Source organism: Paenalcaligenes niemegkensis (genome assembly GCF_022230885.1).
In the GTDB taxonomy this organism is placed as follows: Bacteria; Pseudomonadota; Gammaproteobacteria; order Burkholderiales; family Burkholderiaceae_B; genus Paenalcaligenes; species Paenalcaligenes niemegkensis.
Genome location: NZ_JAKGCT010000004.1, coordinates 1,384,483 through 1,402,443 on the forward strand (window position 1 = coordinate 1,384,483; position 17,961 = coordinate 1,402,443).

Here is a 17,961-nt window from a genome sequence, read left to right on the forward strand (position 1 = left end):
TATTTGTATTATTACGTATGACCACTGAATCCAACACGGCTCCTGTCTCGAATTTTCTACGCACTATCATCGACCAAGACCTAAAGGCTCAACGTCATGCCACTAAACGTTGGGCTGGCAAGCCGGGGCCTGCTGCCGTACAAAAAACGGGCAGCATTGACACAGCAAGCATTCGAACCCGCTTTCCTCCAGAACCCAATGGCTACCTCCACATCGGTCATGCCAAAAGCATCTGCCTGAACTTCGGACTGGCTCGTGATTACAACGGGGCATGCCATCTGCGTTTCGACGACACCAACCCCGAGAAAGAAGAACAGGAATACGTAGACGCCATTATCGACATGGTGCATTGGCTTGGTTTCGACTGGAAATACCAAGAAGAGGATAATCTGTATTTTGCCAGCGATTACTTTGCCTTTATGTACGAGTTTGCCGAGGCCTTAATCTCGGCAGATCTGGCCTACGTAGATGAACAGACAGCCGAGCAAATGCGCGAGAACCGCGGATCTCTGACATCGCCGGGCACTGATTCGCCCTGGCGCGACCGCCCCGCTGCCGAATCGCTACGCTTATTGGGTGAAATGCGTGACGGCGCTCACCCTGATGGCAGCATGGCCTTGCGCGCGAAAATTGATATGGCATCGCCAAACATCAATATGCGCGACCCTGTAATGTATCGCATCCGCCATGCAACGCATCACCGTACAGGCGACGCCTGGTGCATTTACCCTATGTACAGCTGGGCTCATCCCGTGGAAGATGCTCTTGAGGGCATCACCCACAGTATTTGTACTCTCGAATTCGAAGATCAGCGTCCGTATTACAACTGGATTCTCGAGCACCTGCGAGATCTGGGTTTCTTTAGCGATCCTTTGCCCCAGCAATACGAGTTTGCACGCCTCTACTTAAGCTATGTTGTCACCAGCAAACGCAAGCTGCGCCAGTTGGTGCTGGAAAATCACGTACACGGCTGGGACGACCCCCGTTTACCGACGCTGGCAGGTTTACGCCGTCGCGGCTATACGGCCGAGTCTATCCGTCTGTTCTGCGAACGAATTGGCGTATCCAAAGCCGACTCGCGCATCGACTACAGTATTCTTGAACAAGCACTGCGTGACGACCTTGATCCCAAGGCAGCCCGCAGTGTCGCCGTGCTTGATCCTATCAAACTGATCATCACCAATTACCCTGAAGGGCAAAGCGAGACTTGTTCGGCACCGATCAATCCGCACGACCCTGACGCCGGACGCCGCGAGTTTCCGTTTTCGCGTGAGCTCTGGATAGAACGAGACGACTTCCGGGAAACTCCCGTGAAGCGCTACTTCCGTCTTTTCCCCGATAATCTGGTCCGTCTCAAGTATGGTTACGTGGTGAAGTGCACAGGCTTCGTAAAAGACTCCGACGGAAACGTAGTGGAAGTTCATGCCGAATACCTCCCGGACACCAAGAGCGGCACGCCAGGCGCCGATTCAGTGAAGGTCAAGGGCAACATCACGTGGATCAGTGCACAGCACGCTGTAGCAGCGGAGATTCGCTTGTATGACCGCCTCTTTACTGACGCACATCCAGATGTAGGCGATAAGGATTTTCTAACTCTGATTAATCCGAACTCGCTCAGCGTAGTGCAAGGCTGGGTTGAACCCGGGCTGGTCGCAGAAGCCGGTGCCCACTGGCAATTCGAGCGCCTTGGATACTTCGTTGCTGACCGCATCGAGTCCACCCCTGAAAAGCCGGTGTTAAATCGCAGCACTACCCTTCGCGACACCTGGGTCTAATAACTGGCGGGGCCTCACGCTCCGCAATTCTTTTATAAAAAATATTAACGTGAACGAATCTAGCACGCGTAAAGGCCCACAAGCCTTAGACTTCAAAAGCGCTACGCTCTATACAGTGCGCTTGGTTTTACATAGCAATGACACTGCAGAGCTACTGGCGGCCCTGACTCAACGCATGAAAGATGCCGGCTCCTTCTTCGAAAATGAGGCGGTGGTCATTGACGCCAGCCTCATTTCCGCTCCGGTAGACTGGGTTGCCCTGCTTAGCGCGTTAAACACGCATAAGCTTAATGCTGTTGGCGTAGTGGCTGAGGGCGAATTACTGCAGTCAGCCCTGAGCAGTGGCCTGGCGGAGGTTGATATTTCCAATGCGCCCGCCCGGCCCGCCAGCCCCAGCGTGTCTGAAGCGGATGTACCGACTCTCGCTTCACCCGCCGAAGTGAAGGCGCCTGATAGCGAGCTTCCCAGTCCGGAAGTCGTCACCAAGGTGGCACCCGCAGCCATGGTGGTAAACCGGCAACTACGTTCGGGCCAGCGCATATACGCCCGCGACACCGATTTGGTCATTATTGGCGTAGTTGGCCAAGGTGCTGAAGTCATAGCCGATGGCAACATTCACGTGTACGGGCCTTTGCGTGGTAAAGCCATGGCCGGGGCTCGTGGAGACACGACTGCCCGAATTTTTACTACCGAGCTTGATCCTGAACTGATTGCCATTGCCGGGGTTTATCGTGTCATCGAAGAAACGCTGGACACAGATCTGCACAAAAAAGCCACAGTGATACAGCTTGAAGACGACAATCTGAGTATTCGACCACTTTCTTAACTCTTTTTAACAAGCGCATTTTTCCAGATAGGTACACTGCCCTGTGCATAAAAACGCAGAAATGCGTGCTTTGGTACAGTAAAGGCCTATATATTCGTTAAAATAGAGAGTAATACGCAATTTTTTGCAGCGGCCACCACGTATCACGGGCACAGCAAGCTGTATAACCGAACGATAAAACTATAGGGATAAATTTGTCATGACGCGAATTGTAGTGGTGACATCAGGCAAAGGAGGCGTGGGTAAAACCACCACCAGTGCCAGTTTTGCTGCTGGACTTGCCATGCGGGGCCATAAAACAGCAGTAATCGACTTCGACGTCGGTCTGCGCAACCTTGATCTGATCATGGGTTGCGAACGCCGTGTCGTCTATGACTTTGTGAATGTCATCCAGGGCGAGGCCAGTTTAAACCAAGCGTTAATACGCGATAAACAGCTGGAAAATCTATTTATTCTGCCTGCTTCGCAAACACGTGACAAAGATGCATTAACCAAAGAAGAAGTCGGGAAAGTCCTTGAAGATCTCAAAGCCATGGATTTTGAGTTCATCGTATGCGACTCTCCCGCTGGTATCGAGACCGGCGCGCTGATGGCCTCGTATTTTGCCGATGACGCCTTGGTCGTCACCAACCCTGAAGTGTCATCGGTACGTGATTCCGACCGCATCTTGGGCATCTTGTCGGCAAAGTCGCAACGTGCCGAAAAAAGCGATACTCCAATTAAAGAATATCTGCTGCTTACCCGCTACAGCGCTAAACGCGTCGCCGATGGCGAAATGCTCTCGCTGCAAGACGTTGAAGACATCTTGCGCATCAAGCTAATCGGCGTGATCCCCGAGTCCGATGTAGTGTTGCAAGCCTCTAACCAAGGTTTACCTGTCATTCACATCCGAGATACGGATGTTTCCGCTGCCTACCTGGACGTCGTCGATCGTTATTTAGGCGAAGAGAAACCCCTACGCTTTGTTGACTACGCAAAACCCGGTCTGTTCAAGCGTATTTTCGGAGGAAAGTAATATGTCTTTCCTATCATTTCTGCTCGGTAACAAGAAGACGTCTGCGACGGTTGCCAAAGATCGTCTACAGTTGATTTTGATTAACGAACGCGGCCATGGCGGGGTAACACCAGACTATTTGCCACGTTTGCAGAAAGAACTGATCGAAGTTATTTCTCGCTACGTGAGCATCAATCCGGACGATATCAAGGTGAACCTTGAACGTCAGGACTCCTTGGAAGTGCTGGAGGTAAAAATTGAAATGCCTCAGCCTGATGGCGAGACTACAAAGTAAGATCGCCAGATGACGGTGGTAGGCTAAGTCCAGCGCCCGCAAGCATTATAAGGGCAGATTCCATCACGGTATCTGCCTTTTTTCTTGTCTGAGCATCTGAATCAACAAACAGCTGCAGCATTAAAAAAGCCTCTTTAAAAAAGAGGCTTAATAAGGAGCTGCTAACGATCAGATGGCAAAACGGACCGAGCCGCGAGACATCTGGGCTTAGCGGTTCTTGCCAATCTGGTCGCCAATAACGCCACCAATGGCAGCTCCACCAACCGTACCGAGCACACCACCACCGCTTACCACTGCACCCGCCACACCCCTAGGCCGGCGCCAGCAGTGGTGCTTTTCTGGCGAGAACTCATGCTATCCCACGATGAGCAACCTGCCATAGCAGCAACTAAAGCAATCGTAACGCCGACTTTGGTAAATTTTTGAATGTTCATGAAACGCTCTCCTTCAAATATAGCGAGTTAATAGCTATAGCTTAACGGAGACGAGGCCATACACACAGCACTAGTTCTTCCAAGGTGTGAGTCAACGAAACATTTGTAAGTAGAGCCTTACTTAAGCAGCGGCAATATTTTCTTGAAAGCGGGGTTAGCAGGAGTTTCCAACCATTCGAACAATGCCATCTCGGTATTCACGATTTCGAGGCCATGGTGGCGCCAGCGGTCTATCGCTGCCTGACGGCTAGACTCGAGCCTCGATCCGATGACATCCACCACCAGTATGGGTGTGTAGCCGGCCTGAGCCAGGCTCAAACCGGTTTGTAACACGCAGATATGGGCTTCGGCGCCGATTAGCAACACCTGATGGCGTTCGCTTGGCAAGGAATCAAGCACCGCCTGCTCTCGGGTGGCATCAAAATGCTGTTTGGCAACGGTGGTATCAATCAGGCTCTGCAGGGCCGGATGTGTGGAACCCATCTTGTCGGGCCAATGCTCGGTGGCTATGACAGGCACCGAGCACTCTCTGACCCCCGTTATGAAACGTTGCGTCCGCTGCAACAAGGCTTCGTGACCGTCAATAGCAGGCAACAACTTCTCTTGCAAATCGATAACCAGAACCACGCTTTGATGTGCCGTTAACAACGCCATAACGATATCCTTTTATTTAAGTGCCTTATAACGAATACGACGTGGCTTCGCTGCCTCTTCACCCAGACGGCGACGCTTATCGTCTTCATATTCCTGGTAGTTGCCGTCGAAGAACTCAACGTGTGAATCGCCTTCAAAAGCCAGTATATGCGTAGCAATACGGTCCAGGAACCAACGATCGTGACTGATCACCATGACACAACCCGCGAACTCAAGCAAGGCATCTTCCAGCGCGCGTAATGTCTCGACATCAAGATCGTTGGAGGGTTCATCAAGCAATAATACGTTGCCGCCCGAAATCAGCGTTTTGGCCAAATGCAGCCGGCCTCGCTCACCGCCTGATAGCTCGCCGACTATTTTATTCTGATCTGAGCCCCGAAAGTTGAAGCGGCCCACGTAGGCACGCGAAGGCATCTCGAAACGGCCTACAGTGAGAATATCCGAGCCATCGGCAATGGTTTCAAACACGGTTTTATCGTTAGGCAACGAATCGCGTGACTGATCGACGTACGCCAGATTGACTGTTTGACCAATCTCTACCGAACCGGAATCGGGTTGCTCTTGCCCTGCGATCATACGAAAAAGCGTGGACTTACCTGCACCGTTAGGGCCGATAATCCCGACAATAGCGCCTGGTGGTACTTTAAAGCTAAGGTCATCAATAAGAAGACGGTCGCCAAACGCTTTGCTGACATTATTAAACTCAATGACTTCATTACCCAGACGCTCGGCGACGGGAATAAAGATCTCTTGAGTTTCGTTACGCTTTTGGTATTCGTGCGAAGACAGCTCTTCAAAGCGATTTATACGTGCTTTTGATTTAGCCTGTCTGCCTTTGGGGTTTTGCCGCACCCACTCGAGCTCTTTCTTGATGGTACGCTGGCGAGCAGACTCGGAAGATTCTTCTTGCTGAAGCCTGTCGTCTTTTTGTTCCAGCCACGAGCTGTAGTTGCCTTTCCAGGGTATGCCGTGGCCCCGGTCAAGCTCAAGTATCCACTCGGCGGCGTTATCCAGGAAATAACGATCATGCGTTACCGCAACAACCGTGCCGGGAAACTTGCTGAGAAACTGCTCTAGCCAGTGCACGCTTTCCGCGTCCAGATGGTTAGTTGGCTCGTCAAGCAGCAACATGTCCGGCTTGGCCAGCAATAACTGACACAAGGCCACTCGACGCTTCTCACCACCCGATAAGTTAGCAATAACAGCATCCCAGGGTGGAAGACGCAGCGCATCAGCGGCGATTTCCATTTGGGTAGCGATGTCATCGGCTCCGCTGGAGGCAGCTGCGGCAATAATAGCCTCAAGTTCAGCCTGTTCGGTTGCCAGCGCGTCGAAGTCTGCATCAGGCTCGGCGTACTCCATGTAGACCTGATCCAGTCGCTGCTTAGCCGTGAACACGTCACCCAGGCCGACCTCGACCTCTTGTCGCACCGTATGATCTGGGTTCAGCTGAGGCTCTTGAGGCAAATAACCAATATTGATGCCAGGCATCGGGATGGCTTCACCTTCAATCTCGGTATCGACACCAGCCATGATCTTCAGCAGTGTGGACTTTCCGGAGCCATTTAAACCCAGCACACCAATTTTTGCACCGGGGAAAAAAGATAGCGAAATATCACGCAAAATCTGACGCTTGGGTGGAACAATTTTGCCCACCCTATTCATTGTGTAAACGTATTGAGCCATAAATACTCGAGCAAGATAAAAAGGCGTAATTGCGAAGCCCCGATTGTAGGTCAAAGGCTTATGCTTAAGGGGCTGCCAAGGCTTTAGTTTGTCAAAGCGCCAACCTGCAGCCAGAGTGGTCGCAATATATCCGCGACACTGGTTAAAATGGAAGAACTTTAATTTTTGTTATTGATCAGATTATGTCTCAGACCCCAAAGTCACCATTCGTATTTACCGATGATGAGCTTGATACTTTAGCCCGTACGGCTGACGCCCTAAGTGCGTACTTGGGAAAACCGGTGCTGGCTGAAGTCGTTGATGCCAGCGAAACCGGCTTCGAGTGGGTCATTTTCGCAATCCCGCTAGACGTGAATGACGACGACACCACCATCACAGTAGTACAAATAGGTGGGGCAAAAGCCCGACTGCTTGGAAGCCAGGGCGGTTTGAACATTGGTGTCAATGAAAGCTATTCGTGCCAATATCTGTGGGCCATACAACTATCCGACACCGAAAATATACGCTACATCAAGCTGGATGATCAAGGGGACGATGTTGCCTGGAGCGATAGCCTTGAAGACATCCTGCCCTTTCAGATTGACTCAGATGTTCTGGCAGATGATGATGAAGCCGACGTTGACAAATACGAACCTGTGCAAATCCCGACTGATTTTAAACCTGGCTCGATTCATTAAGCCCTACGAACGGGCACGATCACGAAGGTACAGCACCACGCCAGCCGGCCACATTGCAATGACAAGCAGCCAGGCAGCCAAACCACGAAGCTCGTACCCCTGGGGCGGCGATACGCCCATATCGCGCATGTGCAGCCAGAATCGTGTATAGCGGGCCGCAGCCATCAAGAACGCCTTAGGTCTATACCTGAACCACGGCAGACAGTTAACCACCGTATCCTGAGCCAGTAACCACAGGCCCAGTGCATGCTGCCGTGTACTGCGCCCCTGCTCGGACAATGAGTCCGAACTGTCGTAATACACCCGGTACACCTGATTGACAAAACGCGTCAAATAGCCAGCCCGGGCTATGGCGCGCCATACTATGCTTTCAGGCACGTAGCCATCAATATGCTCTGGAAACGGAAATTTTCGCAATACGGCCGTACTAAGGCAGCCAAATTTTTCGCCCTTTATCGAGTGCTTAAAGTTTAAATCCAGCGAGCTGGCATCGAACTGGTCATACGGGTACATATCCCCAACCACATGGCCATCCGGCCGCTGGCACAAACCAATCACCGCCACATAATTATGCCGCTGTGGAAGCGGAATATCACGCCATGCGGCTGCCATTTGCTCAAGCGCATTCGGCTCCAGGGTGTCATCGCTATCGAGCGCCACCACCAGTTCGCCCTGCGCCAGACGCACGCCATGATTGAAGGCTGTCTTTTTATGCTGATTTTCCTGCCACTGATAAACGATGGGAAAACTGGCCTCTTGCTGCCAACCGTTTACACGTTCTTTAGTGCTGTCTACGGAGCCGTCGTCGATAATGATCCATTCGAAGTCCTGAAAGCTTTGTTTGCACAGTGACTGATATGCACGCTCTAAGGTGTGTGCCCGGTTATAAGACGGTGTAAGAACCGTAAACTGATACTGCCAAGAGTGGCGTGGCTCGGCCTGAGTTGTCATAGACGTTGCACCTACAGTAAAACAGCTAGTTTCAGCGGGGTGGAACAGCTCCACTCGATTATCGCAGCCTTTTCTTTTCCACAGCATAGGCGAAAAAAACCACAGATTAAACATCTGTGGTTTCTTTTTCTTTACTTACAGTGCGTAACACATCTTAGCGGGACCACTTGACCACGATAGATATGAAATGCAGAGTACTTAGGCGCGTTTTACTTTCTCAAGCATTTTGAAAACGCTTTTAGGCGAACGCACGTAAAGACGTTTGAAGGCTTTGCCCAAGCAACGACGCTCTAGCGTGTTGCGGCGTGTGCGTTTGATTTCTGCCATGGTGTTCTCCGGATTCAACGTTTGGGCTGGCAGCCCACGTAATTGAGGCTACCATAAAAGACAATCCAAAATTCTACCGTAATCCGCGCTAAGATACAAAAACTCAGTACATTATTGTGCTTTTACTCATCATTACTGTCGCTTTCCCTGCAACATGAGCTCCCATATCCGAATTTTTGGCGCCCGCCAGAACAATCTAAAAAATATCGACGTTGAGTTTAAGACCGGTGAATTAACCGTCTTGACGGGGGTTTCAGGCTCGGGAAAAAGTTCACTGGCCTTCGATACTCTCTATGCAGAAGGACAGCGTCGCTACGTTGAGACCTTTTCGCCGTATGCCAGGCAGTTTCTCGACAGAATGGATAAACCACAAGTTGATCGCATCGAAGGTATTTTGCCTGCAATTGCCATTGATCAGGTCAATCCGGTGCGAAACTCTCGCAGTTCGGTAGGCACCATGACCGAGCTTAACGATTATTTAAAGCTGCTGTATGCCCGTATGGGCAAGCTTTTTGCCGTTGTTGCGCTCAAGAGGTCAAGCCTGACAGCGCGCAAAGCATCGCCGCTGATCTCAGCCTGAAATGTGCAGCTGACAATCCACGCCTGATCATTACCTTTGCCGTTCCTGTGCCCCTGAACTTTAGCCAAAGCGAGGTCGAAGGCTTTCTTGATCAGCAAGGCTACACCCGGATTCACCACGAAAGCTCAAAGACCATCGAGGTGCAGGAAGGCAAGAAAACCAGGAAGGTGCAGCAACGTGTACTGCATGTGATTCAAGATCGCTTCCGCCTGGCCAGCACAGAATCCCAGCGGATCATGGAAGCCATTGATGCAGCGCTTAACCAGGGCAATGGCCAAATCATTGTGTTTGCCTCGGAAAACGCTGAGTCGCCAGAACGGCAATGGACCTATAACAACAGACTGCACTGCGCACATTGCGACATTGACTACAGCCGGCCTTTGCCCAGTACATTTTCCTTCAACTCACCCTTGGGGGCATGCGAAAGCTGCAGGGGCTTCGGTCGCGTCATGGGCATCGATTACGGTCTGGTCGTCCCCGACCAAAGCAAAAGCCTGCTTGAAGGTGCGATACGGCCTTGGCAAACGGCAAGCTACAAAGAATGCCAGACTGAAATGCAGAAGTACGCGCCAGCCGCTGGCGTCCGCCTGGGGGCTGCATGGAGCGATCTGAGCGAGGCCGAAAAACACTGGGTCATCTATGGTGCCGACGACTGGAAAGGCGGTCGCAATGCCTGGAATACCCAGTGGTATGGCATCGCACGCTTCTTTGAGTGGCTGGAAAGCCGTAGCTACCGTATGCACGTCAGGGTGATGCTTTCCAAATATCGAAGCTACACGCCTTGCCCCGCCTGCAATAGTTCACGCTTAAAGCCCGATGCCTTGTTATGGCGAGTTGGCAATCAAACCCATGACCAGGATGGCCCCTACGAACGATTCATGCCAGTGCATGCCTCTTGGACGCAAGCGCAATTAAATGCATTACCCGGGCTGCATATTCATGATTTGATGCGTATGCCTATTGACCAGGTTCAGGCATTTTTCAAGCAGTTGCAATTGGGGCGGCAATTTGATGCGGCATCCGATCTGCTGCGCACCGAAGTGCTGTCAAGGCTGCAGTTTCTCTCCGATGTGGGCCTGGGTTATTTGTCATTAGACCGCCAAAGCCGAACGTTGTCCGGCGGCGAAGTCCAACGCATCAATCTGACAACGGCCTTGGGCACCTCACTGGTCAATACTCTTTTTGTGCTCGACGAACCCTCTATCGGTTTGCATCCTCGCGACATGCATCGCATTGTCGAAATCATGCATCGTCTGCGGCGCAATGGTAATACCCTGGTCGTAGTGGAACACGATCCGCAAGTCATGATTGCCGCCGATCGAATTCTGGACATAGGTCCAGGCCCTGGCGAACGTGGCGGACAAATCCTCTTCGATGGCCAGCCCACGCAGCTACGCGAAGCCAACACACTTACCGGCGACTACCTAAGTGGCCGTAAGCGCATTAGTGCTCCAAGACCCATGCCCGTTCTTGAGCATACCCCCAGGCTTCTGCTTGAAAATGTATGCGCTAATAATTTAAAAGACATCTCGATCTCTATCCCGTTGGGACGTTTGGTGTGCATTACTGGTGTTTCCGGCTCCGGAAAATCCACCCTGGTTCAAGATGTGCTGTACCCGGCCTTGCGTAAGTTTCAAGGTTTGGCCACCGAAGCCCCGGGGCCGCACGGGGCCCTGCTCGGAGCCGAGCAAATCGCCGACGTCGTCATGGTCGACCAAAGCCCTATCGGAAAAACGGCCCGCTCGAATCCGGCCAGTTATGTGGGCGCCTTTGACGCGATCCGTAAATTATTTTCTCGCGCGCCCCTGGCTCTGGAACGCGACTACAAGCCAGGCACCTTCAGCTTCAACAGCGGTGAAGGCCGCTGCCCTACCTGCGGCGGCACCGGCTTTGAACACATCGAGATGCAGTTTCTCTCGGATGTCTATTTGCGCTGCCCGGATTGTGATGGCACACGCTTCAGACCTGAAGTGCTGGAAGTCAAGGTAGAGCACCTGGGCGCAAGTGCCTCCATTGCCGATGTGCTGAACATGACTGTGCGCGAAGCCTCCGATTTTTTCGCTGGATTGCGCGACGTACAGGTTGGTCTGGCCCCGCTTTTAGACGTAGGCCTGGACTACTTGAAATTGGGCCAGCCCGTACCCACGCTATCTGGCGGCGAGGCACAGCGCCTGAAATTGGCAGGCCACCTGGCGGAGGCCTCCAGAAGCCGGCTATCGCGGGTACAAGTCGCCAAAAAAGGAAGCCTGTTCCTGTTTGATGAGCCCACAACGGGATTGCACTTTGATGACATTGCCACGCTGATGCTGGCCTTCCGCAAACTTTTGGCAGCAGGTCATTCGCTGCTGGTCATCGAACACAATCTGGACATGGTTCTTGCCTCAGACTGGGTTATCGACTTAGGCCCCGAAGGGGGACGTAATGGCGGTGAGGTAGTCGTTACGGGGACTCCGGATGACGTCATGTCTTGCAGCCGTTCACATACCGGCCAGGCCTTGAAAGAGTATGCATCAACGGTAGTGGTCGACTTTGCGGCAGCCGAGCTTCCTGTGCTGGCCGAGCCCGAGAACCACTATCATACCGACAACAACATCACGATCGTCAACGCCAAAGAGCATAATTTAAAGGGCATCACCGTAGCTATTCCCCGTGACACTTTTACCGTCATTACCGGTGTGTCTGGCTCAGGAAAATCCACCCTGGCGTTTGACATCTTGTTTAACGAAGGGCAGCGGCGCTACCTGGAATCGTTGAACGCTTATGCCAGATCTATCGTGCAGCCCGCAGGGCAGCCCGATGTGGACGCTATCTACGGCATTCCCCCTACTGTGGCCATCGAGCAGCGCACCAGCCGTGGCGGACGCAAATCCACCGTTGCCACCATGACCGAGATTCACCACTTCTTGCGCCTGCTGTATGTCAAGCTGGCTACGCAGATGTGCCCTACCTGCGATGTACCGGTAGAACCGCAGTCAGTCGACCAGATCGTTGCCCAGATCATGAGCCAGAACCGCGGTCAGCACATCGGGCTGCTCGCCCCTCTGGTCAGCTCGCGCAAAGGCTACTATACCGATCTTGCTACCTGGGCTGGTGCCCGTGGGCATACACATTTGCGCGTAGACGGCGAGTTCATTCCGGTAAGCCCATGGCCTCGACTGGACCGCTACCAAGAGCACACCATCGAACTGCCCGTCGCCGACTTGTTGGTTGACCCACGGCACGAACAGGCATTGCGTCAGGCTGTTGCCAGTGCTCTGGAACACGGGAAGGGCACACTGGTACTTCTGACTCAACTCAGCAATCTCAACAGTGGCACCGTCGAGGACAGGCGAAACAGCGGCCTGAATCCCGCCCCTGTGCGGCTACAGCTTTCAACCAAACGTGCCTGCCCCTGCTGCGGAACCAGCTTCCCCGAGCCTGACCCGCGCATGTTTTCCTACAACTCAAAACATGGATGGTGCGAGCAATGCTTCGGTACCGGCTTGCAGCTCAAGGGCTTCGACAGCGAGCAAACAGGTGAAGAAAGCGGCTGGACCACCAACTACGAAGACGAAGAGGTAGTGTGTAGCGCTTGCTGCGGTCAACGACTCAACCCGGTCTCCCTTGCTTTTAAATGGCGAGATTTTTCTATTGCTACCCTTGCCGGCATGCCCGTCTCCGAGGCCAGCGTTTTCTTCAGTGGGCTGAGCAGTCAAGGACGCGAAGCTGACATTGCCAGGGATATACTTGGCGAAATTCGTAACCGTCTGGACTTCATGGAAGAGGTGGGCCTGAGCTACCTGGCCCTGGATCGTGCTGCGCCCACCCTATCCGGTGGCGAAGCACAGCGCATACGCCTGGCTGCCCAGCTGGGTTCCAATTTGCAGGGGGTCTGCTATGTGCTGGACGAACCCACTATAGGCCTGCATCCCCGGGACAACCGAATTTTGCTCAATGCCATACAGCGCCTTGAAGCCAATGGAAATACACTGGTCGTCGTTGAACACGATGAAGACACCATCCGTCAGGCCAAACACGTCATCGACATGGGCCCCGGCGCAGGAACCCGAGGCGGTACCGTCGTTGCCGAGGGCACTGTCACTGAACTGATGGATAACCCGAATTCATTGACAGGCCGCTATCTGCGAGAGCCCATCAAGCACCCCATGCAGGATCGCCGCCCCATTGACGCAGATACCCCCATGCTGACAGTGGTTGGCGCCCATATGCATAATCTGCAAAACGTCACAGCCCATATCCCCATAGGGCGTCTAAGCGTCGTGACCGGTGTTTCCGGTTCGGGAAAATCAACCTTTGCCCGTGAGGTCTTGCTCGACAACCTGCACCGCAGTTTGAGTTCCCGTAGTGATGGTCCCTGGACGGGCTGCGCTGCGATCACCGGCTGGGAGCCCCTGGATCGCGTGCTTGAGGTCGACCAGACCCCCATCGGTAAAACCCCGCGCTCTTGCCCAGCCACCTACATTGGTTTCTGGAATGACGTACGCAAGCTATTTGCCGACACCAGAGACGCACGCATGCGCGGCTGGAACGCCTCCAGGTTTTCATTCAACACCGGTGAAGGCCGCTGCGCAGAATGCGGTGGCCAAGGCATGCTGACCCTCGAGATGAGCTTTTTGCCAGATGTAAAAGTACCTTGCGAAGCCTGCGGTGGCCAACGCTTTAACGATGACACCCTAAGCGTGCGCTGGCAATCTAAAAACGCCGGCGAAGTGCTGAGTATGGAGGTAGACGAAGCCGTAGAGTACTTTGCGTCTAATTCCCGAATTTTACGTCCGCTTAAGTTAATGCAGGACGTAGGCTTGGGCTATCTTACATTGGGGCAACCCTCACCCACCCTCTCGGGCGGCGAGGCACAGCGCGTCAAATTGGTCACCGAACTGAGCAAGGCCCGTCTCGACGAAGGGGTCATTCGCAGCGGACGCGCAAGCCGCACCCCACACACCTTGTACGTGCTTGACGAACCCACCGTTGGACTGGCAATAGCCGACGTAGAAAAGCTGCTGCGTGTATTGCATCGATTAACCGACGCGGGCAATACGGTGGTTGTTATTGAGCACAATCTGGATGTAATCGCCGAAGCGGACTGGATTGTCGATTTAGGGCCTGAGGGCGGTTCGGGCGGGGGTCGCCTGGTTGTTGAAGGAAACCCCGATGCGGTGCAAAATACGCCCTCCTCCCATACAGGCCACGCCTTAAAAGAATTTCTGCACCCTCGCTAATGTATTGCCGTTTTGAAAATCGCGTATCGAACCACGCACTGGAGTTTCGCAGACCTGTTGGTCGGGCCGCCGCGCATGAGAAACGGGGAATAGACTCGGTTTTTTCTGCTATTGCTCATGCCCAGACTAAAGGCTGGTGGGTGGCGCTGTTGTTGAACTATGAGTTGGGCGAAGCCCTGCTTGATAACGATAAAGAACGGTCTGCTTCAGGCCAGCCGTTAATCACGGCACTGTTCTTTGAACAGGCAGAACAATGCCCGGTCTGGCAGGCACCTGATGTGCCTGTCGTTCTGAAGTGCAGCACGGCTGCCAGCAACAATCATTACACAGACGCTATCCAGCGCATTCGTCACAATATCTGCGAAGGCGAATATTACCAAATCAATTACACCGTTTCCATTGATGTGCACAGTGATGCTTCGCCGGAACAGATCTATAGAAAAATTGCCAGTCAGCATCCCAGCCCTCACGCTGCTTTTGTCGTCGATGGCGAGCGCACCGTCGCCTCGTTTTCTCCTGAGCTTTTCGTAAAACGTAAGGGTTCGACGCTTACTGTTCGGCCCATGAAAGGCACCCGCCCGCGTTTTACTGATCCAGATCTTGATGCTGCTTCAGGCGCAGCCCTGAAAAGCAGCGCCAAAGATTGTGCTGAAAACGTAATGATCGTCGACTTATTACGCAACGACCTGAGCCAGGTCGCTTCCCCTGGCAGCGTTAAGGTAGAGACATTGCTTGAGCTTGAACAATACCCGTCGGTATGGACAATGACCTCAACAATCAGTGCCCGGCAACGCCCCGAAACCACCTTGAAACAGCTGTTGCTTGCCTTGTTTCCCTGTGGCTCCATCACCGGAGCCCCGAAACTGGCAGCCATGCAAGCCATAAAAGAACTGGAGCAGCGCGATCGGGGCATTTATTGCGGCAGTATCGGGTGGATTGCCCCGAATGGCGATCTCAACTTGAACGTCGCGATTCGTACGCTTGAGTTTCAGGATCAGCAACACGGCAAATTTGGCGTTGGAGGCGGTATTGTCTATGATTCTGATGCAGCGCAAGAATGGCAGGAATGTCTATGGAAAGCGCGAATTCTGGGTTCAGAGATCCGACAGGGCAAAGCATGAAAAACCGGGATACCCCACTTTTAATAGAAACCATGCGGGTAGACAGCGGTGGGGACATCGCCTTGCTGCCCTTTCACTTGCAGCGCCTGCAGACGTCTGCAAAGGCGCTTGGCTATCCCTGCGACCCAAACGCTGTTACTGCTGCTATTCAGGCACAACTGGCTGCCTTGCAGCAGGCCACTTTCAGGTTGCGCCTGACCTTATCCGCAACAGGCTGCCTGTCTTTTGAACATAGTGAACTCGCCCCCACAGCAGAGCCTGTCTCGCTAACAATAAACCCCGCGCCCTTAAAACAGAGTCCATGGCTGGGCCACAAGACCAGCAACCGAAGCTGGTATGAATCAGCGGAACAAAACCTGAAACAGCAGCCGACACTCTTTGATGTGGTGTTTTTTAATGAGCTGGACGAGCTCTGCGAAGGCAGTCGCAGCAATCTCTACATTCAGCAAAACGGACAGTGGCTTACCCCGCCGGTAGGCTGTGGATTGCTGGCAGGTGTGAAACGCGCCCAGCTTCTGGCCAGTGGCCAAGTAAATGTCGCCACAATCAGCCGGGCGGAGTTTTTGGCTGCGCCAAAGATCCGCGTCTCCAATGCCTTACGCGGATGGTTAGACGCAACGCTGCTTACCGACACTGAGCTAACTCAATAAATACATCCAGGCTGGCTCAGGCCATCCTGAAACCACGAGTTAAGATATATCCGGCCCAGGCTGGGGCTGCTGACTAAGCAGATGCTGAATAGCTAGCTGAGCGGCGGCAAATCCCATTGGCGCCGTGACCGTAACCGCGGATCCGTAGCCCGCACACGACAGGCCCTGGAGCGTCTGGTTCTGATTACCGTCTTGCTGCCATTCTGCGGGCAGTAAAGCAGGCTGTTCGATCCACAAGCAACTCACTCCCATTTTTGGTACACGAGGCTTTTTAGCGCCTGCCTTAGGCTTAGCGTAGCCATGCGCTTTACGCAGCTGATTACGCAGCCTGGCCAACAGTGCATCGTGGGTACTTTGTGACAAGTCTCCGCTACGCAAGGCTAGAGCATCCAGCTTGCCGCCTGCTGCCCCACATACAATCACCTTGATTTTCAGGCTCTTGGCCTGCGTCAGCATGGCGATCTTTGCTGAAACCTGGTCAGTACAGTCGACCAGTACATCCGGCAAGCTTTGCAAGCAGATACCCACATTATCAGGACCAATAAAATCGTCGATGATCTCGACCCGGCACAAAGGGTTGATGTCCGCAATGCGTTCTGCCATAGCCAAGCATTTGGCCTTGCCCAAAGTACTGCTCAGCGCGGGCAACTGGCGATTAATATTCGATTCAGCCACATGGTCCATGTCGATCAGGCTTATACGGCCCACCCCCGTACGGGCCAAAGCCTCAACGCACCAACTACCCACCCCGCCTATTCCGGCGACCATCACGTGTTTGGACGCAAAATACGCCACACACCCCGGACCATATAAACGTTCCAACCCACCAAAACGTCGCTGAGCACTGCCGATTTCTTGTTCTGACACCGCATTAACCTTAAAAATGTACGAGCGAACCCTATTGTAAATCGGCGGTTCAGAGAGAAGCCGGCCATATAACCGCAACCAGCTTCTCAGCCGTTGTTATTACGCTGAGAGCAATAAGCTTATACCTAAATACTTGCTTGTTTCCGAGTGGTTTTTTCGCCCATTCAGGACGCTTGTTCTACAATGGAGCAGCGTATTTTGTCAACGGAACCTCTTAAGCATTTATTTGATACAGTGAACTCGTCTTTAGCCGCCTCTATCCAACCTGCCCCTGAACCCACCAGCTTTCGCGTTCTGAGCGATGCCGAGCGTGATCGCTCGATGCACGAGTGTTTAACTCACTGGAACCCAGGTCAAGACGTCTGGGTTTACGGCTATGGCTCGCTAATATGGCGTCCCGAATTCGACTATCTCGAGCAGCGACAGGCATTACTACGAGGCTACCACCGCTCGCTCTGCCTGTGGTCTCGAATTAACCGCGGCACACCCGAGCAGCCTGGCCTGGTCTTTGGCCTTGACGCAGGCGGCTCATGCAGAGGCATGGCTTTTCGTATTGCCGGGCATCAGGTACCTGACGTCTTTGATGCCTTATGGCGGCGGGAAATGCCCAGTGGAGCCTATACACCACGCTGGTTACCCTGCAGAACAAATACAGGTAATATTCAGGCCCTGACATTTGTCATGAATCGCAACACTGACGCGTATGTACCGCGTATGCCGCTTGAACAGCTAATCGACGTCATCAATGCAGCGCATGGTATCAATGGCCCTTGCATAGAGTACGTACTTGAAACAGCAGAAGCGCTCAAGCGTTCAGAAATTCAGGACAAACGTTTACAAAGCCTGGTAGATGCTCTCGAGAGCCGTTCTATTGGCTCCTTTCCTCTTTGTGCTGTGTGACTACC

General features: G+C 53.1%; 15 protein-coding genes and 1 pseudogene. 10 read left to right on the plus strand and 6 right to left on the minus strand.

Features of this window, described 5'->3' with window-relative positions; genetic code table 11:
- The first annotated feature begins 17 nt into the window (after positions 1–17).
- From L1889_RS10690 to minE, 4 genes are all read left to right on the plus strand, one after another.
- Positions 18–1,775, plus strand: coding sequence for a glutamine--tRNA ligase/YqeY domain fusion protein (locus tag L1889_RS10690; protein WP_238665916.1), 1,758 nt, complete (start codon positions 18–20; stop codon positions 1,773–1,775).
- A gap of 49 nt (positions 1,776–1,824) precedes the next feature.
- The gene (gene minC, locus L1889_RS10695) at positions 1,825–2,601 is read left to right on the plus strand and encodes a septum site-determining protein MinC (RefSeq protein ID WP_238665110.1); all 777 of its coding nucleotides are present in this window, start codon (positions 1,825–1,827) and stop codon (positions 2,599–2,601) included.
- Positions 2,602–2,800: 199 nt separating this feature from the next.
- Positions 2,801–3,616 carry a septum site-determining protein MinD gene (gene minD / locus L1889_RS10700; protein WP_238665111.1) on the plus strand — a complete coding sequence of 272 codons (816 nt, stop codon included), beginning with the start codon at positions 2,801–2,803 and terminating at the stop codon, positions 3,614–3,616.
- Position 3,617: 1 nt separating this feature from the next.
- Positions 3,618–3,890, plus strand: a complete 273-nt coding sequence (gene minE, locus L1889_RS10705; protein WP_238665112.1) for a cell division topological specificity factor MinE — start codon at positions 3,618–3,620, stop codon at positions 3,888–3,890.
- 207 nt (positions 3,891–4,097) lie between these two features.
- On the opposite strand, the pseudogene L1889_RS10710 reads toward minE, so the two are convergent.
- From L1889_RS10710 to ettA, 3 genes and pseudogenes are all read right to left on the minus strand, one after another.
- Positions 4,098–4,324: pseudogene (locus L1889_RS10710) on the minus strand (YMGG-like glycine zipper-containing protein).
- Positions 4,325–4,441: 117 nt separating this feature from the next.
- Positions 4,442–4,978 (minus strand): isochorismatase family protein, encoded by a 537-nt coding sequence (locus tag L1889_RS10715; RefSeq protein WP_238665113.1) that lies wholly within the window; start codon positions 4,976–4,978, stop codon positions 4,442–4,444.
- Positions 4,979–4,990: 12 nt separating this feature from the next.
- The gene (ettA, locus tag L1889_RS10720) at positions 4,991–6,664 is read right to left on the minus strand and encodes an energy-dependent translational throttle protein EttA (RefSeq protein WP_238665114.1); all 1,674 of its coding nucleotides are present in this window, start codon (positions 6,662–6,664) and stop codon (positions 4,991–4,993) included.
- 182 nt (positions 6,665–6,846) lie between these two features.
- On the opposite strand from ettA, the gene L1889_RS10725 reads away from it, so the two are divergent.
- Positions 6,847–7,341 carry a hypothetical protein gene (locus tag L1889_RS10725; protein WP_238665115.1) on the plus strand — a complete coding sequence of 165 codons (495 nt, stop codon included), beginning with the start codon at positions 6,847–6,849 and terminating at the stop codon, positions 7,339–7,341.
- 3 nt (positions 7,342–7,344) lie between these two features.
- Here the strand turns inward: L1889_RS10725 and L1889_RS10730 are convergent, their stop codons facing one another.
- The gene (locus L1889_RS10730) at positions 7,345–8,292 is read right to left on the minus strand and encodes a glycosyltransferase family 2 protein (protein ID WP_238665116.1); all 948 of its coding nucleotides are present in this window, start codon (positions 8,290–8,292) and stop codon (positions 7,345–7,347) included.
- 198 nt (positions 8,293–8,490) lie between these two features.
- Positions 8,491–8,619: a hypothetical protein gene (locus tag L1889_RS18435; protein ID WP_257793892.1), complete on the minus strand. Its 129-nt coding sequence runs from the start codon at positions 8,617–8,619 to the stop codon at positions 8,491–8,493.
- A gap of 154 nt (positions 8,620–8,773) precedes the next feature.
- Between L1889_RS18435 and L1889_RS19370 the strand changes: the two genes are divergently transcribed.
- The 4 genes from L1889_RS19370 to L1889_RS10745 are packed head-to-tail and all read left to right on the plus strand — an operon-like array spanning position 8,774 to position 16,189.
- On the plus strand, positions 8,774–9,199 hold the full coding sequence (locus L1889_RS19370) for a hypothetical protein (RefSeq protein WP_444329662.1): 426 nt from the start codon (positions 8,774–8,776) through the stop codon (positions 9,197–9,199).
- A complete protein-coding gene (gene uvrA, locus L1889_RS10735; RefSeq protein ID WP_444329672.1) occupies positions 9,178–14,418 on the plus strand; it encodes an excinuclease ABC subunit UvrA in 5,241 nt (1,746 codons plus the stop codon). The genes L1889_RS19370 and uvrA overlap by 22 nt, the downstream gene beginning before the upstream one ends.
- Positions 14,418–15,539, plus strand: a complete 1,122-nt coding sequence (gene pabB / locus L1889_RS10740) for an aminodeoxychorismate synthase component I (protein ID WP_238665117.1) — start codon at positions 14,418–14,420, stop codon at positions 15,537–15,539. The genes uvrA and pabB overlap by 1 nt, the downstream gene beginning before the upstream one ends.
- Positions 15,491–16,189 carry an aminotransferase class IV gene (locus L1889_RS10745; protein ID WP_238665118.1) on the plus strand — a complete coding sequence of 233 codons (699 nt, stop codon included), beginning with the start codon at positions 15,491–15,493 and terminating at the stop codon, positions 16,187–16,189. The genes pabB and L1889_RS10745 overlap by 49 nt, the downstream gene beginning before the upstream one ends.
- 39 nt (positions 16,190–16,228) lie before the next feature.
- Here the strand turns inward: L1889_RS10745 and L1889_RS10750 are convergent, their stop codons facing one another.
- Positions 16,229–17,056, minus strand: coding sequence for a tRNA threonylcarbamoyladenosine dehydratase (locus L1889_RS10750; protein WP_238665119.1), 828 nt, complete (start codon positions 17,054–17,056; stop codon positions 16,229–16,231).
- A gap of 198 nt (positions 17,057–17,254) precedes the next feature.
- Here L1889_RS10750 and L1889_RS10755 point away from each other — a divergent pair, with 198 nt between their 5' ends.
- A complete protein-coding gene (locus L1889_RS10755) occupies positions 17,255–17,956 on the plus strand; it encodes a gamma-glutamylcyclotransferase (RefSeq protein ID WP_372871469.1) in 702 nt (233 codons plus the stop codon).
- The last annotated feature ends 5 nt before the right edge of the window (positions 17,957–17,961 follow it).